The sequence below is a fragment of the Blautia sp. MCC283 genome (genome assembly GCF_018785565.1).
In the GTDB taxonomy this organism is placed as follows: domain Bacteria; phylum Bacillota; class Clostridia; order Lachnospirales; family Lachnospiraceae; genus Blautia_A.
The window spans coordinates 1-21,725 of record NZ_WQQB01000040.1 but is presented as its reverse complement, the minus strand read 5'-3'; the positions used below and the strand labels follow the sequence as shown (position 1 = coordinate 21,725).

At 43.8% G+C, this 21,725-nt stretch carries 18 protein-coding genes and 7 tRNA genes; 5 read left to right on the top strand and 20 right to left on the bottom strand.

Annotated elements, in window-relative coordinates:
• Nucleotides 1-17 precede the first annotated feature (17 nt).
• A complete protein-coding gene (trhA, locus tag GPK81_RS12485; RefSeq protein ID WP_174088438.1) occupies nt 18-683 on the top strand; it encodes a PAQR family membrane homeostasis protein TrhA in 666 nt (221 codons plus the stop codon).
• 60 nt (nt 684-743) lie between these two features.
• Here trhA and GPK81_RS12480 read toward each other — a convergent pair whose 3' ends face one another.
• Together GPK81_RS12480 and GPK81_RS12475 are read right to left on the bottom strand one after the other, a co-directional pair.
• The gene (locus GPK81_RS12480; protein WP_174088439.1) at nt 744-1,580 is read right to left on the bottom strand and encodes a hypothetical protein; all 837 of its coding nucleotides are present in this window, start codon (nt 1,578-1,580) and stop codon (nt 744-746) included.
• Nucleotides 1,581-2,374: 794 nt separating this feature from the next.
• Nucleotides 2,375-3,262, bottom strand: coding sequence for a hypothetical protein (locus GPK81_RS12475; RefSeq protein ID WP_174088440.1), 888 nt, complete (start codon nt 3,260-3,262; stop codon nt 2,375-2,377).
• A 538-nt stretch (nt 3,263-3,800) separates the two neighbouring features.
• Here GPK81_RS12475 and GPK81_RS12470 point away from each other — a divergent pair.
• The 3 genes from GPK81_RS12470 (at nt 3,801) to GPK81_RS12460 (ending at nt 6,288) form a co-directional block, all read left to right on the top strand.
• Entirely contained in the window at nt 3,801-4,505 is a 705-nt protein-coding gene (locus tag GPK81_RS12470) for a LytR/AlgR family response regulator transcription factor (protein ID WP_215707162.1), read from the top strand.
• 617 nt (nt 4,506-5,122) lie between these two features.
• Complete coding sequence (locus tag GPK81_RS12465) at nt 5,123-5,473, top strand: hypothetical protein (RefSeq protein WP_215707161.1); 351 nt, start codon at nt 5,123-5,125, stop codon at nt 5,471-5,473.
• Nucleotides 5,470-6,288, top strand: a complete 819-nt coding sequence (locus GPK81_RS12460) for a sensor histidine kinase (protein WP_215707160.1) — start codon at nt 5,470-5,472, stop codon at nt 6,286-6,288. The genes GPK81_RS12465 and GPK81_RS12460 overlap by 4 nt, the downstream gene beginning before the upstream one ends.
• A 93-nt stretch (nt 6,289-6,381) precedes the next feature.
• Here the strand turns inward: GPK81_RS12460 and GPK81_RS12455 are convergent, their stop codons facing one another.
• The 6 genes from GPK81_RS12455 to GPK81_RS12430 form a co-directional block, all read right to left on the bottom strand.
• The gene (locus GPK81_RS12455) at nt 6,382-6,624 is read right to left on the bottom strand and encodes a GIY-YIG nuclease family protein (protein WP_174088441.1); all 243 of its coding nucleotides are present in this window, start codon (nt 6,622-6,624) and stop codon (nt 6,382-6,384) included.
• Nucleotides 6,625-7,041: 417 nt separating this feature from the next.
• On the bottom strand, nt 7,042-8,469 hold the full coding sequence (locus GPK81_RS12450) for a glycoside hydrolase family 32 protein (protein ID WP_215707159.1): 1,428 nt from the start codon (nt 8,467-8,469) through the stop codon (nt 7,042-7,044).
• Entirely contained in the window at nt 8,470-10,404 is a 1,935-nt protein-coding gene (locus GPK81_RS12445) for a PTS beta-glucoside transporter subunit IIBCA (protein WP_215707158.1), read from the bottom strand.
• Nucleotides 10,405-10,962: 558 nt separating this feature from the next.
• Nucleotides 10,963-11,943 carry a LacI family DNA-binding transcriptional regulator gene (locus GPK81_RS12440; RefSeq protein ID WP_215707157.1) on the bottom strand — a complete coding sequence of 327 codons (981 nt, stop codon included), beginning with the start codon at nt 11,941-11,943 and terminating at the stop codon, nt 10,963-10,965.
• Nucleotides 11,944-12,278: 335 nt separating this feature from the next.
• Nucleotides 12,279-13,265, bottom strand: a complete 987-nt coding sequence (locus tag GPK81_RS12435; protein WP_021978138.1) for a M23 family metallopeptidase — start codon at nt 13,263-13,265, stop codon at nt 12,279-12,281.
• A gap of 217 nt (nt 13,266-13,482) precedes the next feature.
• Nucleotides 13,483-14,313, bottom strand: coding sequence for a SpoIID/LytB domain-containing protein (locus GPK81_RS12430; RefSeq protein ID WP_178704733.1), 831 nt, complete (start codon nt 14,311-14,313; stop codon nt 13,483-13,485).
• Nucleotides 14,314-14,653: 340 nt separating this feature from the next.
• On the opposite strand from GPK81_RS12430, the gene GPK81_RS12425 reads away from it, so the two are divergent.
• On the top strand, nt 14,654-15,841 hold the full coding sequence (locus tag GPK81_RS12425) for a metallophosphoesterase (RefSeq protein ID WP_021976024.1): 1,188 nt from the start codon (nt 14,654-14,656) through the stop codon (nt 15,839-15,841).
• A gap of 16 nt (nt 15,842-15,857) precedes the next feature.
• On the opposite strand, the gene GPK81_RS12420 is transcribed toward GPK81_RS12425, so the two are convergent.
• From GPK81_RS12420 to GPK81_RS12365, 12 genes are all read right to left on the bottom strand, one after another.
• The gene (locus GPK81_RS12420; protein WP_215707156.1) at nt 15,858-16,364 is read right to left on the bottom strand and encodes a hypothetical protein; all 507 of its coding nucleotides are present in this window, start codon (nt 16,362-16,364) and stop codon (nt 15,858-15,860) included.
• 224 nt (nt 16,365-16,588) lie between these two features.
• Nucleotides 16,589-17,125: a DUF2284 domain-containing protein gene (locus GPK81_RS12415; RefSeq protein ID WP_215707155.1), complete on the bottom strand. Its 537-nt coding sequence runs from the start codon at nt 17,123-17,125 to the stop codon at nt 16,589-16,591.
• Between the two features lie 49 nt (nt 17,126-17,174).
• Nucleotides 17,175-18,926: an ASKHA domain-containing protein gene (locus GPK81_RS12410; protein ID WP_215707154.1), complete on the bottom strand. Its 1,752-nt coding sequence runs from the start codon at nt 18,924-18,926 to the stop codon at nt 17,175-17,177.
• A gap of 164 nt (nt 18,927-19,090) precedes the next feature.
• Complete coding sequence (locus GPK81_RS12405) at nt 19,091-19,723, bottom strand: corrinoid protein (protein WP_021976028.1); 633 nt, start codon at nt 19,721-19,723, stop codon at nt 19,091-19,093.
• A 147-nt stretch (nt 19,724-19,870) separates the two neighbouring features.
• Nucleotides 19,871-20,686 carry a methyltetrahydrofolate cobalamin methyltransferase gene (locus tag GPK81_RS12400; protein ID WP_021976029.1) on the bottom strand — a complete coding sequence of 272 codons (816 nt, stop codon included), beginning with the start codon at nt 20,684-20,686 and terminating at the stop codon, nt 19,871-19,873.
• 228 nt (nt 20,687-20,914) lie between these two features.
• Nucleotides 20,915-20,987: transfer RNA gene (locus GPK81_RS12395), tRNA-Lys, on the bottom strand.
• A gap of 87 nt (nt 20,988-21,074) precedes the next feature.
• Nucleotides 21,075-21,147: transfer RNA gene (locus GPK81_RS12390), tRNA-Phe, on the bottom strand.
• Nucleotides 21,148-21,152: 5 nt separating this feature from the next.
• Nucleotides 21,153-21,226 (bottom strand) — tRNA-Met (locus tag GPK81_RS12385).
• A gap of 15 nt (nt 21,227-21,241) precedes the next feature.
• Nucleotides 21,242-21,314, bottom strand: a tRNA-Thr gene (locus GPK81_RS12380).
• 7 nt (nt 21,315-21,321) lie between these two features.
• Nucleotides 21,322-21,403: transfer RNA gene (locus GPK81_RS12375), tRNA-Tyr, on the bottom strand.
• Nucleotides 21,404-21,411: 8 nt separating this feature from the next.
• Nucleotides 21,412-21,484 (bottom strand) — tRNA-Val (locus GPK81_RS12370).
• 29 nt (nt 21,485-21,513) lie between these two features.
• Nucleotides 21,514-21,587, bottom strand: a tRNA-Asp gene (locus tag GPK81_RS12365).
• Between the last annotated feature and the right edge of the window lie 138 nt (nt 21,588-21,725).

The following is a 21,725-nucleotide window of genomic DNA, read 5'->3' as shown; positions in this document are numbered from 1 at the left end:
CAGGAGGTGTTTTTTATATGAAACTTAAATTAAAAGACCCTGGAAGTGCCATTACTCATGGAATCGCCATGCTCCTCGCAGTGGCCGGAGCTACTCCGCTGATCGTGAAAGCTGCCAGAAGCGCAGATATCCTTCACGTTTTTGCAGTGAGTGTTTTTATCCTCACCATGATCCTGCTTTATCTGGCAAGCACTCTTTACCATTCTGTAAATTCCACCGTCAAGGTGAACCGCCGCCTGAAAAAAATGGATCACATGATGATCTTCGTGATGATCGCAGGCAGCTATACACCGGTATGCCTGATCGTCCTTCACGGCCGCACCGGTTACATCCTCTGTGCACTGGTATGGACTGTTGCCATCATCGGCATGATCCTCAAAGGCTGCTGGATCAACTGCCCGAAATGGCTTTCCTCCGTAATCTATATTGGAATGGGCTGGCTGTGTGTCCTGGCTTTTGTACCGATCTTCCACAATCTGCCGCGGGCAGGTTTCGGATGGCTTCTGGCAGGCGGTATTATTTACACTATCGGCGGTGTGATCTACGCACTGAAGCTTCCGATCTTCAATGCGAAACATAAAAACTTTGGTTCCCATGAAGTATTCCATATCTTTGTTATGCTGGGAAGTGTATGCCACTTTGTTGTGATGTATTTCTTTGTTGCGGGGATGGGGATCCACTGATCGCACATATTTCCATACGGCACAAAAAATCCGATCCACTTGCGTTGTGGATCGGATTTTTCAATTTGTACTTATTTCGTCTTCATTCCACCAGACGATCACATACAGAACAAAAGATACAAACCAGAATATAATATCACCGGTAAACATCATGATCTCCGGTTTTCCAGTAACGATCATCCGTACAAGATATCTGGAAAAGAATCCGGCGATAAGAACCATTGACAAACGGTTCCTGATTCCCAGGATCTCATATTCCAGATACAGTACAGCCCAGGCAGCCATATATTTCCAGAGATACAGAAATGCAGCAAGGTATTGTCCTTTTACATACATTCCATTATATACTGCATATTCCACCAGCAGATATCCTGCCATATAGAAAACCTGAAAAAGCATAATTTTCAAATATTCCCGTTTTCTTGTCCACTGTATCAGGATAAATACAGAAACAGCTGACGCAATTCCTGTAAGCATATATCCCATATTATTCTTTAACATGTATCCGCAATAGGGAATCGCAATAAGGGATAGTACACTGGCGATCAGGCTTACATTATCATTATCCAGAAATGTGTTTATATAAGAGATCAGTGTATATATCTGCTTCGTTTCCGCCTCCGGATTTCTCCAGGTATCTGACTGCATCTGAACCACGATCCCACAAACTGCCAGCAACACGCTTCCTGCCAGAAGCAGGATTTTTTCTGTTTCAGATGCTTCTGTCATAAGTGTCAGAATAATATACCCCGGATTCGAATCTGCACTTATACTGGAAACTCCAATCATTGCAATAAAGCCACCCAAAACAGCTGTCACGATCATAAAACCATAAGAATGCTGCAGATATCCCAGGACTGCCAGTCCCATTGCTAAGATCAGCGTAATTATCAGCATTATTCCTGACTGTACTCTTCCCTGCAAAAACATACAAAAGAGCAAAAACAAAATAACGAACGAACCCATAAAAATATTCAATGCTGTACTTATTCTCAGTCGCAGTACAGATAGTCCGCACACAAGTACTGCTGTAATAATGGTAAGGATAATCTGAAGCTGATCAGATCCGCCTCCATTCTCATTCAAATTGATAAAAATACTCATGCAAATGCCAAACAGTGCTCCTGACAACATTCCCATACTTAATCCACTGTGAATCCTGCTCAAAATCGATCCGGCAATGAAAAAATTCAGAAATAAAAACTCACACAGAATTACCCCCACATGATAAACTTTTCTGAAATGCGCACTCGGAATCCAGCAAAAAAATATACTGCCAATAAGTGCGATGCCTGTTGCTCCAATTATGATCATCAGGATCAAATATATACTGTTCATTGTTTTCCTCTGTTATTATATAAGTCATTGTGATGAATATATCCGTAAACAAATAACTCTTCCTATATCTGAATTATAATCATATATTTTTTAAATCATAACATCCTGAACCTTCTTACTTCAACAATTCTACATAAATAGCCCCAAAGTGGTAATAAATAACTTCCTTCTTTTTTATTTCTGTCCTTTACAATTACCAGTGTAATATAATATGCTTTCACATTTGTTCCATTTTGTCTGTATACACTGATTTTTTGAATAAAAAAGCACATACTTCTTCACAAAATAAATTGTAAAATAAGTATGTGCTTCTTTCACCATTATTAACTGATGAGTCTTACAATATTTTTATTTCATCTCTTCTTCAGCTCATCCAATTGCTCCTGATCAAGTCCTGTTATCTCCCTGATCTGAATGTCTGTTAAAAGCCCCGACTTCAGTAAATTAATTACCGTCTGCGTAATTCCCTGTTCAATTCCCTGACTAAACCCATTGGCATATCCTTCTTCCATACCTTCCTCACGAGTCTGTCTCATATGCCGTTCTTCATCGTACTCATATATGCTCACTTTCTTCGCCTCCGCTCGGTTTTTTCTCAGAAAATCTGCCAGTATCCCTTCGCTGATGCATTCTGTGATTGCCTGCTCTACTGCAAGATCCAGTGGCATTTCCGCTGCGTATTCTCTTACACGGAAGGTATATTCCGCATAGTCCTGGAGGGTCCGGCAGGTTTCCATCAGTTTCCGGTTATGACCTTTATTGATATTTAACATGACTGCCTTCAGTTCCAGAGACGGGTCTGCATCCGGAATTGAAAAGAGCTCCGACAATTTCAATTCTTTCCGGTCCGGCTGTTCTGCCTGGCCGTTGTAGAAGATCACAAACCTCGGTGTCGGCAGTTTCACAGCTTTCGTTCCATAAAGATTCATATCTTTCGTATAATCCGAATACACATCCGCCACATACAGCAGATACCGGACTGGCAGATTCGGACTGTAAGTTGACTGATGTTCATACAGGTTCAGCCGCATATCAATGATAAATGAAACGTCATTCTGCATGGACATGTACACAGCGTTCTCCAGCGTATTCACCTGGAGAAGATCCGGGTCATCATAACTGGTTCCGTTAATTGCGTTATAAAGTTTCAGCAATTCATTCCTGTCGCTGAACAACATTGCAAAGATCCGGGATTTATACATCCGGTTTGCAGTTAATACATCGATGTTACTTTCTCCCATGTAGTATCCTCCTTCTTGGGCAGTCGGGAGAATCCTACAGTAAAAACAGCTTCCGGAAATCTCCCTGCGTGATCATGTGATTTAAGCATTGAGATTTCTTTGTAAAAGCCGAATGGCCGGTGAATTACAGATACGGAAGTGTTCCGCACAGATCAATAGAAATGAAATGCTTTTTCTTTACATTAGCACAATATGGGCGAAAACGCAATTAAAACATTTCGACAAAATCTGCACCAAAAAAGCACATACTTCTTTAAAAAATGAGCATGTGCTTCCTTGACTATTATTAATTAATCATAACATCCTGAACCTTCTTACTTCAACCATTCTGCATAAATAGCCCAAAAGTGGTAATAAATAACTTCATTCTTATTTCTGTTCTTTACAATTACCAGTGTAATATAACATACTTTCACATTTTGTCTGTGTACGCTGCTTTTTCCCTCTCACTGGACTTTCCACCTGTTTTCATGTATATTTGACATATAACGACACTACGGCTGCCTCGGGCAGCCGAATAATTTTCTGGAGTATGCGTATGTTGAAAATTGCAATCTGCGAAGACAGTGAGATCTTTGTGGAAATTATAAAGAAAAATATCGAAACTATTCTGAAAGTACCTTATGAACTGCGTCCCTTCCTTTCCGGAAAGGAATTTATAACTTCTCTGCCTGAGATTGGATGCCCTTATGATATTGTTTTTTTGGATATTTCTCTGGGAGAGGATACAGTTTCCGGAATTGAACTTGGCCAGATGATAAACGGGGAGAATCCACGGACACAGCTGATCTTTATCAGTCAGTATCTGGAATATGCCTCCGATGTCTATTCTACGAAGCACACCTACTTCATTTACAAAAACCGGCTTAACGAATATCTGCCGGCTGCACTGGATGCTGCTCTTAAGAATCTTCAGACAGATAAGGAACCTTTTCTTACCGTTAAAATCAAGCAATCACATCACCGGATTCCGGTAAATGATATCCTGTTTCTGGAGCGTAATCTGCGTGAAACATTTATTTATACAAAATCTGAAACTTATACAGTCCGGGACAAACTGAATATTCTCCAGCAACAGCTTCCAGATTTTTTCGTGTGCTGCCACAGAAGTTTCCTTGTGAACCTTCATGCAGTTTCCAGGCTCCAGCATACAGAAATTACTTTGACCACCGGTCAGCAGATTCCTGTCAGCCGCGCACATTATGAAGATGTTAAAAAATCTTTTTCTCTGCTGATGCTGTGATTCCGAAAGACTGACTTTCGTATTTTGCTCTGATATCCTATAACATTTCCAAGAAAGAAGGTACTCTCATGCCACAGTTTCTGAAATTTATTTTATACGCTCTTCTTCCGAGTTCTTTCATAAATTCCTATATCTGTGTCCGATTTTGCACTGGTATCCTTACGCCATCCCGGAGCTTTTTTTCAAAAAACCATATCCGTTTTTTTATCTCATTTATGTTGCCCATAACAGCTGCCTTTATGTCAAAATATTGGTTTCCCAGTATGGGTTCCTGGCTTATCCAGTTGACACTTCTTCTCCTGACAGTTTTTTATTTTTCCGATCCTCTGAAAAAAAAGATTTCCACATTTCTGATCCTAATATGTATTCTGGCAGTTTCTGAAAATATCGCTGTAATGTTTACCCTGTCGGTCTACACTCTTATACACCATGAAAAATCATTTCGTTATAATTTGCTTTATACATCCGGTGAAACGCTTTTTTTAGCGACCATAGATTTCTTCGTTGCATTGCTTTTTATTAAAAAACTGGTTCCTCTGATCCGGAATTATTCCCACAGTATTCATCTGACCACCATTGCTGAGCTCCTTTTTCCCATACAGGCGTCTTCACTTTTTATGGGAATACTGCTATATCGGGAAAATTCTCCCTGGTTAAAATGGCTGATCATTTTATACTGGTTTCTAAATCTTCTCTGCTGTCTGATCATAGCCAGGGCTTTTCACAACATTTCTGTCAGAGAAAAAAGACACGAACTGTTGATTCAGCAAATGAGCTTTCTTCAGAAACAGCTGGAATATACAAAAGATATGGAACAGGAATATCGATCTGTGCGAAAATGGAATCACGATATGGAAAACCATCTCTTTTCACTGAATTATCTGATCCGCACCCAAAAATATCCTGAGGCAGATGTATATCTGGAAACAATTCTTTCAGAACTTCCGCCGGAAAAGAGGACTTTATGAAACGAGGCTTTACTATTCTTTTTATAGAACTTTTCTGTGTTCAGGCATCTCTTTTCCTGGGAGCTCTGCTACAGGAATATGCTCTGTTCTGCCAGATAATGCTTCTCTTTTTTCTGTCCCTCACTTACCGCAGGATCTACCTTCTTGCCAGACGATCGCTCAAAAATGCTCAGGAAGAGGCAAAATTTCAGGCTCTTCAGAAGCAGGAACAGTTACAGAAAGAACAGGAGCAGCTGTTTGTTTCCAGAAAGCAGGAGACTCTGGCGTTCCAACAGGCTACCATCCGGAAACTGCAGACACTTCAGAATTACCTGAAAACGAACGAATATGATAAAATCCAGGACTACCTGCCAGCCATCACCGATGATTTTCAGAGAGAACGTTTCCATCCCATCTGTCAGGACAGCCTGATCAACGCCATCCTTGCGGACAAAAGATTTCTTGCCATGCAGAAAAATATCAAAGTTACCTACGAGGTTCTTCTTCCGGAGAAATCCAATATTCCCTCTTCGGAACTGAGCAGTATATTTTTCAACCTGCTGGATAATGGAATAGAAAGCTGCAACGCTTCCGGTTCTGAAGCACCGTTTATCTCTGTAACATCAAAAATGTCCGCCGGTTTTCTTACTGTCCACATGCAAAACAGCAAAGATCCGGCACAACCATTCAACAACAAAACATCAAAAAAAGATATCCTCAACCATGGATTCGGCCTGTCCATAATTGAAGATATCTGTGCAAAAAATGATGGTAGCTGTCAGTGGATTGACAACGGAGACACTTTTGATTCAGTTGTTATGTTGAGGTACCAATAAGATTCAGCGAACACATATCCTTATCTTTCAATTACGCTGCATAATGCTCCACACCTTTGAAGTCACTTGAAATATCGAAATGCTTATCGACATTCAGAATTTCATCAACTCCAGCTTCTTCTCCCTGGTCAGCTGCTTGATCCGGTATTCCCGGCTCATGGCTTCTTCCTTTGTGGAAAAACCTTCATAATACATCAGCTTCACCGGTCTCTTGGCCCGTGTATACTTGGCGCCTGCCTTGCCTTCATTATGGGCTTTCATCCGCCTGGCAAGGCAGTTTGTCCATCCGGTGTAGAGTGTGCCGTCTGCACACTGCACGATATACGTGTAATTCATATTTGTCTCCTCTTCTGTAAAAAATTCCCGCAATACAATGCCAATATGCCAGTGCATCTTCAGTCAAGCGGATATTCGCAATCCGCATTCGCTACGTAGCTCTACACCGAATAACTGCCATCCTGTAAAGCAAATATCCCGTCAACCAGCATCTTTCTATGTAAAGACAGCCACCAACATTTCTTCAGCAGCCGTCCTTCTATACTCAAGCAGCCGGCACAGTTCATGTATTTCACTTACATCAAAAAATAAAGCAGGCTGGGATTCCGGCTGCGAATTTTCCCACCTGCTTTATTATACGTTTATTTCTTATTTCTGTGAATAGTCAAGCGGATATTCGCAATCCGCATTCGCTACGCAGCTCTACTCCGAATAACTGCTTCGCTGTTGATTCGATAAAATTCCGAAGCAGAAGACCTACTCCATCACATAATTCTTCAGCCCATAAATCTTTCCATCAACATCCGCTGCTTCCACTTTCACAGCCTGCGCCTGCGTTTCCGGATAATATCTGGTGGAAAAAACCACTTCTCCGCCATTTACATAGATCTCCACAGCTGTAGTATCCGCAAGGATCCTGAGACTTTCAACTTTACCGGATGGAACATGTGCTTTACGTACTTTACGTCCGGCACCGGCTGTTTCGGAGAGAGTTAAGATCACATCTCCGCCCTGATACTCCAGGAAAAGATTTTCCCCAAGACTTACCTTGCCCTGGTCACCTTTTACCTGAATATCCAGATCAAATGGTCCGTTCACCGGAAGCTCCACGCTGGAACCGCTGATGGAAGTCCCATTCTCTCTCAGCCCGTTCAGTTCTTTCACCGGATACTGATAAAGCATTCCGTTCTTATACGTAACTTCCCTTGGAACCGTCAGACAATGCTGCCAGCCTTCGCTCTCTGCAGTAGGATTCACATACTCTTCATCTGCATCCGGCATTCCCATCCAGCCGATGATGATCCGTCTGTCTTTTCCATCCTGAAAAGTCTGCGGCGCATAAAAATCAAATCCATAATCCCACTCCCGGAAGGATTTTTCCTCCGGCTTACCATCCTTCAGGATAAAATATCCGGACTGATAAATATTCTGGAAACGGAATTCCTCACGGGTCAGTCCCTGAGGAGACACTGAAAGCACCTCCTGACCTTCCAGAGAAAAGAAATCCGGGCACTCCCACATGTAACCGAAAGTATTTTCTGTGGTAAGCTCGTGGTCAAATTTCCAGTTCTTAAGATCCTCTGATCTATAAAAAAGCACTGCGCCTTTATCACCTTTCTGACGTCCACCTAGGATCATATGATACCCTTCGCCATCTTTCCACACCTTTGGATCGCGGATATGGCAGGTATAATTCTCCGGATAATCTTCCCAGGAGATCGCAACTTTTTTCTCTCCGAAACGAACGCCGTCCTCACTCTCCACATGGAGAGTGCTGGACTGCCTTCCGTTATTGATATAATCATAATCTCCATCCATCTTGATGTTTCCTGTGTAGAAAAGATGGAGCTTGTCTTTTTCCGCAATGGCGGAGCCTGAGTAAACACCATGACAGTCATAAATGCTGTCCGGCAGAAGCGGAACACCTTCATATCTCCAGCTGATCATATCTTCGCTGGAATAATGTCCCCAGAATTTCAGTCCACCGTTGGACTCAAATGGAGAATACTGGAAAAACACGTGATATCTTCCTTTATACCAGCATAATCCGTTTGGATCGTTGAGCCATCCGGTGGGCGGCATCAGGTGATGGGTCAGACGGTTTGTCTGCATTGCCCTTCCCACTGCTGCCGTTTCCTCGATTTTTCGAACTTCCTCCGCAAGCACCTTTGTCAGAGAACTCATTTATTTTACCTCCAGTACTTCAGAACTGTTATTTACGGTTCCTTCTGCAAGCATTTTTACTTCTTCATAATCATCAGTATTGGTTACGATCAGCGGTGTGGTCACATCGTAACCTGCTGCCTTGATGGCATCCATATCAAATGTGATCAGCGTCTGGCCTTTTTTCACTTCGTCGCCGTCTTTTACATGTGCGGTGTAGAATTTTCCGCCAAGCTCAACGGTGTCAACGCCGATGTGGATCAGCAGTTCCAGGCCGCTTTCTGTTGCAAGACCGATTGCGTGTTTTGTGTCAAAAATTGTAGAAACGGTAGCGTCGCAAGGTGCTTTTACCTCACCTTTGGACGGAATCACTGCCATGCCTTTTCCAAGGACTTCTGATGCAAAAGTCGCATCTTTTACTTCTGAAATCGGGATCGCGGTTCCCTCAAGCGGGCTGTAGAGGGTCTGTGCGCCGGTCTCAGATGTTTTCTCCTCTGCTGGCTTCTCCTGGGCAATTTCTGCCGGAGCATCTGCTTTTTTCTCTGTTTCGATATTTTTTTCAGCTGTTTCCTGTACCTCGTCCTTATATCCGATCATCCAGGTGAGCACAAAAGCCACACCGAACGCGATGGCAAACATTATGATATAAGCAACCGGGTTATTCAGGCACAGCAGGATTCCGAAGATACCGGTAACACCTGTTCCTGTAGCACCAAGATTTGTAATGGAGGCAAAAAGCGCTCCGCATGCACCGCCGAGGCAGCCCATGATAAACGGCTTTCCGAAACGGAGGTTTACGCCGAAGATCGCCGGCTCTGTGATTCCCATGCATGCACTTAAAGCAGACGGAACAGCCATGGATTTGATCTTCTGGTTCTTTGATTTCAGGCCTACAGCAAGAGCTGCACCACCCTGTGCAACGTTGGCTGCGGATGCAAGTGGCAGCCAGTAGGTAACGCCGAATTTGGCGATCTGTCCAAGGTCAATGATGGTGTACATGTGATGAACACCTGCAACAACTGTCGGTGCATAAAAAGCACCCATGATAAAGCTTCCGATTCCAAACGGCAGAGCGATGAGCCACTGGATTCCATCCAGAAGTCCGTTCTCAACAGCTACGAAGATCGGTCCGATAATGGAAAGAGTAAGATAACCAGTTACAAAAACACTGACAAGTGGTGTTACAAAAAGGTCGAACATTGCTGGTACAACTTTATGAAGTCTCTTCTCGATCTGTGCCAGTACCCATACTGCAATGATAACCGGGATTACATGTCCCTGATATCCAACCATGTCAATCGAATAAAGTCCGAACCATACTTTCTGTGTTGCCTGCACACCTTCTGTAGCCACAGTCCAGGCATTCTGCAGATTGGGATGGATCATGATCATACCGATGACCGCTCCCAGATAAGGATTGGCTCCGAATACCTTCGCGCCGCTGTAAGCGATCAGGATCGGCAGAAATGTATACGCCGTATTACTGAAAAGCTGGGCAAACACATAAATAGAACCACTGGTATTGATATTCAGGAAGCCATTGTTTACCATGAAGTTCAGAGCTTCCATGATTCCCATCAGGAATCCGCTGGCTACGATAGCCGGAATGATGGGGACAAAAATATCTCCCAGTGTCTTGATCAGCCGCTGTGCCGGGTTTGCCTTGGAAGCTGCCACCTTCTTCAGCTCATCCTTGCTGCTCTCGGAAACTCCGGCAATCTGAATAAATTCATCGTAAACCTTGTTTACAACTCCTGTTCCCAGGATGATCTGCATCTGTCCCTGTGCGAAGAATACACCCTTCACACCGTCGATGTTCTCTACATATTCCTTGTCTGCCTTGTCATTATCCGCAATGACCAGACGAAGTCTTGTTGCACAGTGTGCTGCGGAAATTATGTTTGCTTTCTTTCCTACATGATCATAGATTTCCTGTGCGGTCTTTCTGTAATCCATGTCCGTCCTCCTTTTCTTTTACTGTCCTTCCTGCGGGCAGTAGACTCTTTTTGCTTTCCCTTTTTTTGCAAAACTGATTTCTTCGGATCAGCTGTGTCTGTTCTTTCTGTTTTTCCGGAAGTTAATGATTTCTGATCCTTTTGTTTCTTTTATGAGATTGATTCCATATTTATTTCTATTTTAAAAATGTCTGTTTTTCCTAATGCCTTGGTATTTATAAGTTTTTCAGTCATTTCTTTGCTTGTTTTTCATGTTTTTATGTGTTCTAATATGGAATCGTTCTCACATCTTGATTGTATTATAACCACTGCCTTCTCATTTGTAAATCCGCAACATCTCACAAATTTCTCCGGTCAAAATTGTACATATTCCATAAGAACATACGCAAGACAAACAAGCCGGTCAGGACATCTCAAAAAAATCTGGTCTTTTTCTGTGCTTGCCCAGCCATAACACATAAACCCGCCAAAAAAGAGCAGGTCTTTTTCTCCCAAAAGATCTGCCCCTGTTCCGCAATAACTTATAATTTTTATCCTCTGTCTGCGGGAATATTCTCTGCTACCTGTGAGATTCCCGTTCCACGAGTTCACATCCCATTTTGATTTCCTTGCTGATTCCGGTATCGTTCTCAATAAGATCCGCCAGCATGGCTGCCGCCTCCATTCCACTGGTCTTATAATAAAAATGTACCGTGGTAAGCTTCGGTTCCACGATCTTACCCGGAACACCGTCACCGATCCCTGCGATCTGCACATCATCGGGAATTCGAAGTCCGATCTCCTTCAGATAAGTCATGGCACCAACTGCCATGGTATCTGTGGCACATACCAGAGAATCAATGGATGGATCCTCCTCAAAAAGTTCCTTCGCCATCTCATAGCCGGAATCCATGGTGAAGCTTCCTGTTTTCATCTTCTCCGGAAGGATCTCAAGCTTTCCCTTATGAAGCGCATCCATAAAACCTTTTTTACGGCGTGCACCAACTGCCTCGTCTTTATCTGTGACACCAATGTAAGCGAACTTTTTTCCTTTCTTTGCAAGCTTCTCTGTCACCATAAAAGCTGCCTTATAATCATCCTGATAAATGCAGGGATATCCATCCAGATGCTGTCCCAGAAGCACGATCGGCACCTTATAATCCTTCAGCATCTGTTTATGCTTTCTGGTAAACATGGTGGCAATAAAAACCACTCCGTCCACCTGGCGTTCTTTAAACAGAGAAAGATATTTCAGCTCTTCTTCCACATCGTTGTTGGTATTGGCGAGGATCAGCTGGTAACCTCTCCGTGTGAGAATGTCACTGATCCCCTCCACCTCACGGCTTATGGTATCGGAATTGATCTTTGGAAGAATAACACCGATGAGACTCGTTTTTTTTGTCCGCAATGTCTGTGCCTGGGAGGATGGCTGATATCCGGTCTCCTGGATCACCTTGCGGATGACTTCTTTTTTTTCACTGCTTACATATCCGTTGTTCAGATATCTGGATACCGTAGCTCTGGAAACTCCGGCAAGTCTGGCTATTTCATTAATATTCATGACCTATGTACCTCTTCTTCTGTCCTGTTAAGTCTGTCATTTTCCGTCGTTTTACAGATATTTATAGATAGATTATACACGTTTTCTTTCCGGTAAAAAAGATGCTTTTCTATTGTTTCGCAGTTATTCTGTTGTATACGGGATGCCAGTGACTCGCATCCCGCATGTTTTACTTTCATCTGCAACGTTTTCCGCTATAACCAATTTCTCTAAAAAGGATATTCTACTGTATCCGTTTCAGCGATCATTCCCGATCGATCATATCTGCTGTTTCAGTTTTTCTGCCGTCTCAGCTTCCTGCCGTTTCAGTTTACCTGTTGCTCAGGCGTGCCACATCACTCCAGATACTCAAACGGATCCACCGGCGTGCCGTCTTTTCTCATTGCGAAATAAAGGTTCGGGCCTTCCACAGAATAATATTTGGTCGGTGCACTGATATTTCCGATCACTTCGCCTTCTTTTACCGTGTCACCTTCTGCCACTGTAAGATCCTTCAGCTGTCCGTACACCGCCTGATAGCCATTTCCAAGCTCCATGGTCACAGTCGTTCCTGTGCAGGCATCCTGTGTAATGGAAAGCACCTGACCATCTGCCGCCGCATACACTGGTGCATCTTCCACTGCCTGCAGAGAAATAGCCGGGCTGACCCGATACTGATCCAACGTCGGATAATATACGGTTTCATTCATGTTGTAATCCACAAGAACCGTTCCTCTCACCGGCCACTCCATAATGGAATCCTCTGTAAAATTCAAGGTCTGCGCCGCAATTCCGGCCGCGGAAGTTTCGGCTGTATCTGCGGAGGAAGTCTCTGCTCCGTTATTTGCTGCATTTCCGGCGTTGGCGTTATCTGCTGCATTTCCGATTCCAGCAGTACTATTGCCAGCACTTTCTGCCCCTGCTGCCGCAGATACACTCTTATTCTCTGCACCACTCCCATTATTTACATCTGCCATTGTATTACCGTCTGTTCCTGCTGTTCCCTCATTTTCAGCTGCACCGCTTCCTGCAGTCTCACGGATACTTCCGGTTACACCGTCTGCATCTGCCCCATTTTCCGAAGCACCTGACAGACCTGTTTCATCTCCGGCTGCTCCATCGGTCATCTCATCCTGCGCCACATCTTCCCAGCCATTTCCGGTAACTGCCGCGTCCTCTGCGTTTTCCCCATCCGAAAGTTCTTCTTCCATCTGTACAGAATTTTCCTCCTGGGAATTTTCTACAATAGGTTTTGTCCCCAGCTGATAAACGGTAATTCCAAGTGCAGCCACTGCTGCCAAAACTCCGCCGTTGATAATGCCTCTCACGATTTTACTTTTCATATTCTTTCCACCTCTGTCTGATATGTTCATTTTCAGCAACGGAAAAAGCAGTAAAGCGGATATCTTCATTTCACTCTGCTACCGTTTCCAGTCACTATTTCTGTATCTATAGAGTGTCCAGAATATGGCTGTCTATTCACTTTCTGAATATTTTTCTTTCATAATAATACATTTCTTTTGCTGCTTAATCGAATCAGGAATATCCTCTCGACTTCCTTTAATTCTCCGGATTCTCAACTCTTAATTCCATATCCGGAAAATATTTTTTCAGGATCTCCTCCGCATTGCTTCCGTTTTTCGCCATCTCATTTCCGCCGAACTGAGAAAAACCAACACCGTGGCCGATGCCACGCACCCGCAGATAATAAGTATCGTTCTTTTTCTGCAAGCTGAAATTCGCCGATTCCAGCCCCATTCCCGCCGCAAAACTTTCTCCTTCCACCAGAGTTTTCCCAACCATAAGCTCCGTCACATAACCGGCACTATCCCGCTTTTTGATCTTCAGCTCTCCGGAAAACTGACCCGCCGGAATTTCCACAACTTTCATATAATCCGGAGATTTTTTGTCCCCGCTGCTATCTGCTGATTTCAGATATGTATACGCCTCATCATGAAAAGCCTCCGCTCCGCTGCGTGTTTTCCCCGCGCTGATCTTATGCCAGGGTGTCAGCTTTACTTTTCCCTCATATGTCAGTACCTGCCCTCCCGTCTCTTTCGCTGACTGCTGATAGATTTGATTTTTTTCTGTAAAAAAATATCTCCAGACTTCTCCAGTATTTCTGTTTTCCCAGAGGATCTCCGCAAGATTTTTTCCCTCCCCGATCCGCCTCTGAATATTCGACCGTGCGATCACAGTCTGCGCTTTTATGGTTTCTTTTTTCATATCCGGGGAAATCTGTGAAAAAACAAGGATGGGAAGATATTCTTCCATATCAGGCTTCCTCTCTGCCAGGACCATCTCCGTCCCGTGAAAAGCCGCTGCCGTAAAATAAGGAAGAACAATTGCCAGAAACACCAGACAATATCGAAGAAGCGCATATTTTTTCATAAAAACACCATAAGCGTTCTTTTTCCTAATATATGTTCTTTTGCAAAAAATTATTATTTGCTGTATACTATATCAATTCGAAGGGGATCTGCAGTGATCAGACCTTACTCACCATCCATTCAAGCGAATATTCGCAATCCGCTTCGCTACGTAGCTCTACACCAAATAACTGCTCCGCAGTTTATCAGGAGGAGCTTACGCTCTTCCTGATACAAGCAAGTCCCCACCCACTGCTTATTGCTTTTCGCAACCCCGCAGGGGACTTACTTGATTTGGTTAAATTCTCTGATCAGGCGGATAAAATATTCAACTGAAATTTTTTATGGAGGTATCTCATATCATGCTTGCCATCTTTCTCGCACCACTATATATCCTCATCAATATTTATATCGTCCGCTGGATGATCCTGTGGATGGGTGCATGCACTCATTTTTTCCAGACCTTTGCGTTCCGGGTATGTTTTGTGGGTGTTTATATTTTTCTGTCCACTTCTCTTCTGACCTGTTTTCTTATCCGGAAGCCGCCTGAAATCCATCGTTTCCTGAAAAATACAGCCAATTATTTTCAGGGAACGTTTCTTTACATCCTGATCGTGATCGTAACTACTGATCTCTGCAGACTAATCCTGAAGCACACGCTTCACCCGGCCTGGCTGTACTCCCGGAAAGCCTTCGTGATCACGGGCGTAGTCTGTACACTTCTGATCATTGGTATCAGTCTCTATGGAATTTTAAACCAGTGGAATATTAAGACAAAAACTTATGATGTGAAAGTAGACAAGCAGGTGAAGGGAATGGATTCTCTGAAAATCGTCCTGCTTGCAGATATTCATTTCGGATACAGCATCGGGGAAAAACATGCCGAACTTCTTGTAAAAAAGATCAACGCCGAAGATCCGGATCTGATCTGCATTGCCGGTGATATTTTTGACAACGAATATGAGGGGATCAAAGATCCCCAAAAAACGGCGGCCATTCTTCGTTCGCTGAAATCCAGATACGGAGTTTATGCCTGCTGGGGCAACCATGATCTCAGCGAACCGATTCTGGCCGGTTTTACTTTCCGTAATGCGAAAGAAGATTATGACGATCCCAGAATGTGGGATTTTCTGAAATCCGCCAATATCCGGCTACTCAATGATGAAACGCTTCTCATTGATGACCGGTTCTATCTGACAGGCCGCAAAGATCCGTCCCGCTGCCGCAAAATGTCCGACACACGGAAGGAACCTGACCAGCTTACAGCCTCCCTTGACAAAACACTCCCCATTATTTTTATAGATCATCAGCCTGGTCAGTTGAATGAAGTGGCAGCCGCAGGCGCAGACCTTGATCTCTGTGGTCATACTCATGACGGCCAGCTGTTCCCTCTGAACATCATCACCGGCCTGGTCTGGGAAAATTCCTGCGGTTACCTGAAAAAAGGAACCATGCACAACATCGTTACCTCCGGCGCAGGCATATGGGGCCCGAATATGCGTACTGCCACAAATAGCGAGATCTGCTCGATCACGGTGCATTTTTTATAAAATCTCCATCTACTGTTTATTGCTTTTCGCAACCCCGATACGCATAACAGCCATTTCTTTTTTGAACCTCCGGGACTGTTGATATTTCCGGGAAGTCTATAAGCAGCCGCCTGTCCCGGTATTTATTTCCTGCAGTTCGTTTTCCGGGAGATCTAGCCTGTCTGGGGTAAAATCCTGATTCTCCGGCCCTTCTTCCCATCCCATTATTTCCGCCTGCAACTGCCGCCACTGCATGTCCGCTTCCGTTCTTATTCACGATATAACGCACTTTGTTTCTGCATATCCAGCTTCCTTTTCCAGCTGCTGCATACGCTGCAAAGATCCCTGCCCGTTTTCCTCCCATAGCCTGTACACGGGAGATTTTTTCCATAAAGATTCCCAGGATCATTACCGTCATATGAAAAATCTGCAATATTTCCGTATATCTGCCTGATTTTCCTTCTTTTTTCTCCGGATTTTTCTCAGAACAGTGTTCTTTCTTTCCATCCCATACTTTTTTAATTCCCAGCCTTTCATATACCATAAAATCCCGCCTTTCCAAAAAAGACTTTGTTCTCAGGTTTCTGATCACTGATTTCATTCCATCCACCGCAGATTCCTGCAATGTACAGAACCGGGAATGCGCGTTTCCCACAGCTATACAGCTACCAAAAGCCTATGTAAGCCTTTCGCAGAAATAGAACCGGAAATTTTTTCTGCATATGACAGAACTGCTGGCCGGTTGGGACTTTCTCCTCATAAAGACTTTTATTCCAGGAAAAAACAGCTGGTATAAGTGATCGTTCCAGGTCCGTAATAATATTCGATCCCGCTGTCCTGACAGACCTGTGTTACCAGCATTCCATATGCTTCCATTGATGAAAAACGTTTCTCCGGAAAACGGCAGGGGGCATCCGGATAGCTGCATTTCGCACATCTGGTGCAACATCCGGCCCCAAGGGAAAGAAGTTTGGGGAAAAATTTTTTCAGCTGGTCATGCATCTTTACAAAATGTTCTTTATGAAGTGCTTCCGTCTCCATCATTCCCTCTCCGTCAAATTCATCTTCCAGTTCCCCTTTTGTCTGCACAATGATTCCTTTTTTATAACCGGAAATATCTGCCGCACATTCTTCCAGTGTTCCACAGGCAGGCGGGCAACTCCAGTTGCGTCCGTACATATGGCATTTATCCGTGCTGCACATCTGGCGCACCTCCGGAAGAAGTTTAATCTTATCTATATTCAGTTCTTCTACTTTAAAAAATCCTATGCTGTTTCCGATTTTTTTTAATTCTTCCAGCTCCATAATGTTTTCCTCCCCATGCTTTTCGATTCAGTTTCAGTTCTGGTGGATTTTATATCTCAGGAAATTCCAGCTCATCTACAAACTGATCCTGAAATTCAGGTAATGCCGCAAGCTCCAGAAATTCCGTATGACGTGCAAGTCGCTCTGCCCGTTTCAGTTCTTCTTTATTCAAAAGTGCAAGCTTCGCACCTTCACCGGCTGCATTTCCAACCGGAATGATCCGATCCTTAAGAATACCAGGAAGCATTCCGATCCTGCATGCTCCTGCCGGGTCCATATAATTTCCAAAAGCTCCTGCTATATAAACCTGCTCCACCTGTTCCAGAGTAATCCCCATCTGTTCTGCCAGAAGAGCAATTCCTGCAGCAATAGCCCCCTTCGCCAGCTGTACTTCCCGAATATCTTTCTGGCTTAAATATACCGGTTTTCCATCCCCGGATTCCAACGGATCAGCCAGAAGATATGCTTTCTTTGTATTTTCATCGATCTGAACCACCCGCGGATTTTCCAGCAGCTTTCCGCTTTCATCGATCACCCCCGCATCCAGAAGACATGCTATGATATCGATCAGACCGGAACCGCAGATTCCCGTTGGTCTGCCTCCGCCGATTACCTTACATTCCAGTTTTCCATCCACCAGATGTGCATGTTCGATCGCTCCATCTGCGCCCCGCATTCCACAGGCAATCTTAGCTCCCTCAAAAGCCGGCCCTGCCGCAGTAGAACATGCAATACGGCGTTTCTCATTTCCAAGAACAATTTCTCCGTTTGTTCCAATGTCGATCATCAGCGTCATCTTTTTCTCTTCTTCAAGATTCACAGCCAGAAGACATGCTACAGTATCTGCCCCCACAAAACCTGCAATAACAGGTAAAGCTACCAACTGTCCTCCCGGGTGAATACCAAGATGGAATTTTTCTGCCGGAAACATCAGCCCCTGACTGATGGCCGGATTATACGGTGCATGAACCAGAGAATCCGGTACAATTCCCAGGAAAAGATGATGCATGCAGGTATTTCCCACAACACTGACCTGATAAATATCCTCCGGAGTTTTTTTCGCCGCTTCACAAAGTGTACCGATCAATTTTCTTAAAAGCTCCCGGATACATGTGGAAAGTTCTTCTGTACCGTGCTCCAGCGAATAATTTGCTCTCATGATCACATCTGCGCCATATTCTGTCTGTGTATTTAATGCACTTGCTGTTGCCAGCTGCTCTCCTGTTTTTCCATCCAGAAGATATCCTGCCACCGTTGTTGTCCCAATATCAAAAGCTGCCATCAGTACCGGTCTGTCGTCCTGTTCTTTCAGCTCCAGGATCTGATCTCCGCTGATAATCACTCTCGCTTTTCCATTTTTCTCTTTTATCAGTCGGCTGATTACAGGCAGTATTTCCAGTTTTGGCTGAAAAAAGATATCTTTCTTCCGGCAGCTTTTTATCACTTCGCAAAGTCTTGTCCAGTCTGAACTGTTTTCTCCCACTGTACATGGCGGGATCTCAATATCCAGAATTTCCAGTTCCGGTGAAAAAGTCACGGCTCTCTCTGTTCCCTTTACAAGGATTCTGTGTTCAGATTTTTTCTCAATCGCTTCTACTTCAATATCTGTAGTTATCTTTGTCTGACAGGCTTTTTCCACAGCTCCGTTTATTTTTACCATGCATTTTCCACATTTTCCGGCTCCTCCACATGGTGCATCCGGGAATAAACCTGCGATTCGCTCAGCCTCCAGTACCGTAGTTCCTTCCTTCACCGTGACTTCTGTTTTTTCTTTTATAAAAAACACCCGGTATGTATTCATACTCTGTCCCACCCCCTATAATCTATAGTCAAAAATCCGCAGAAACTATTATACCTTTCTAGTTTCTGCGGATCTTAATCTGCTATTATACCGGAGATTCCTGCCCAAACAAGTTTCTCCTTAAGCAAGCGGATTGCAAATACCCGCTTTTTTGCCTGTTTACTTTATGCGGCAAGTGATTTTGCAACCTGCGCTGCGGAAGCTGCATCTGCTGTATAAGCATCTGCACCGATCTCTTCTGCGAATTCCGGAGTGATCGGAGCTCCACCGACCATGATCTTGATGTCTTTACGGAAATCTTCTTTATTAAGTGCTTCAACGGTTTCTTTCATAGCTGGCATGGTTGTTGTCAGAAGTGCGGAAACACCTACTACTTTAACATCCGGATTCTCACGTACTGCTTCAATAAATTTCTCTACCGGAACATCTACGCCAAGGTCAATTACTTCAAATCCTGCACTTTCAATCATCATGGCAACCAGGTTTTTACCGATATCGTGAAGATCTCCTGCTACAGTTCCGATGATCATCTTTCCTGCTACACCAGCGCTTCCACCTGCAAGATGTGGTTTCAGAACATCTACACCTTTTTTCATAGCTCTGGCTGCTACCAGCATCTCCGGAACAAAGATCTCATTATTTTTGAATTTCTCACCAACAACGCCCATTGCCTTGATCATATTGTCAAGAACATCTGGTGCCGCATTTCCCTCATCCAGGGCTTCCTGTACCGCTGCTGCGATCAGTTTGGATTTTCCTCTCACTACCAGATCAAAAACTTCATCCATTTTACTCATAAGATTTTACCTCCTGAAATTAATTTGCACTCATTTATCTTTTTTCCAAATACAGTCTGTTTTCGTACCTGACTGTATTTTCGGTATGTTCCTCAGGCATTTTCTGACAGACTCCGCAATCTGACAAAACTGCCTTAAGTTCATTTTTTATTTTTTTACTGGTCCGATAAGACCTTCTCTGTATGCCCCGATATATTCCATACAGTAGTCATCTTCTCCAAGAAGAGCTTCTGTCGCATAGATCAGTCCAAGCATATCTCTGTTTGTAGGATCAAGGATTCCACTGTCCAGTCCGGCGTTCATAGCCAGTACCACAAAGCCAAGATTGATCAGCTTACGAACCGGAAGATTGAATGAAATATTACTGATCGCCGCTGTGATATGAATAGAAGGATATTTTTCACGAACAGTAGAAATAACTTCAATATTTGTCTCAATTCCATTCTCAGATGTACAAAGCATCTCTACCAGCGGATCAATGTGGATCCTGGATGGCGAAATTCCGTACTCTTTGGCTTTTGCCATGATCTTATCGAATACACGAAGTCTGTCCGCTGCGTTCTTCGGAATTCCACTGTCATCACTTAACAGTGCAATAACCTGCCAGTCCTTATTTTCCTCCTGCGCCATAATTGGAAAGATCTTATCAATCTTATCTCCCTCACCAGATACAGAATTAAAAAGTCCCGGTCTTTTACAGAATTTATACGCCTGCGCCAGAACATCTGCACTGGGACTGTCTACAGAAATTGGAAGATCTGTTACTTCCTGGATACAGTCGATCATCCATTTCAGAGTTTCAACTTCCTGTTCTTCCGGAACAGATGCACAACAGTCAATAAACGTTGCATTCGCTTCTGCCTGTTTTCTTGCACGATCCTTGATAAATTCAGCATCTTTGTTGGCGATTGCTTCTGCCACGGAAGGAATCGAACCATTGATCTTTTCGCCAATAATAATCATTTGCTACACCTCCTGAAGTATTCTTTCCGACAAAACGTACAGTCCATGAATCCCCCGAAACATGCTGTAGTTTTCTAACTGTCTTTATTGTAGCAGATACTTTTTACAATCTACATACTCTATAGCGTGGAGTTTTCACACTTCTTTTCATACAATGTGTAGGATAGCCGTGATATATTTTTGATACGAAAAAAGCACTGTCATTTTGACAGTGCTCTTAAAAAGTAGTGAGGCATCGGGGATTCGAACCCCGGACAACTTGATTAAAAGTCAAGTGCTCTACCGACTGAGCTAATACCCCATATTAAATTGTTTGATGCTATGTTTAGCATTAAAACATGCCCAGGCTTTTTCTAACCAGCCGTTCGCAGAACCTAGCATTAAAACATGCCCAGAGCCGGAATCGAACCAGCGACACGAGGATTTTCAGTCCTCTGCTCTACCAACTGAGCTATCTGGGCATAAGTAGCGGGGACAGGATTTGAACCTATGACCTTCGGGTTATGAGCCCGACGAGCTTCCAGACTGCTCCACCCCGCGTTATTAAATGTTAAAAGCCGATGATCGGACTCGAACCGATAACCTGCTGATTACAAATCAGCTGCTCTGCCAATTGAGCCACATCGGCATTTAAGTGGATGGAGAAGGATTCGAACCTTCGAAGGCGGTGCCAACAGATTTACAGTCTGCCCCCTTTGGCCACTCGGGAATCCATCCATAATCTATGGGACCTATAGGGCTCGAACCTATGACCCTCTGCTTGTAAGGCAGATGCTCTCCCAGCTGAGCTAAGATCCCATATTTAATTCATTACAGCTAAGCTGTAACGACCCAGAAGAGACTCGAACTCTCGACCTCCGCCGTGACAGGGCGGCGCTCTAACCAACTGAGCCACTGGGCCATTTAAGGTTTGTACCTTAAAAACTACATACATGCTTGTTGATGGTTAATCAAACTCTTTGAATCAATTCTTAACCTGCGTTTCTTGGTCAAGCCCTCACCCGATTAGTAACAGTCAGCTCCATGTGTTACCACACTT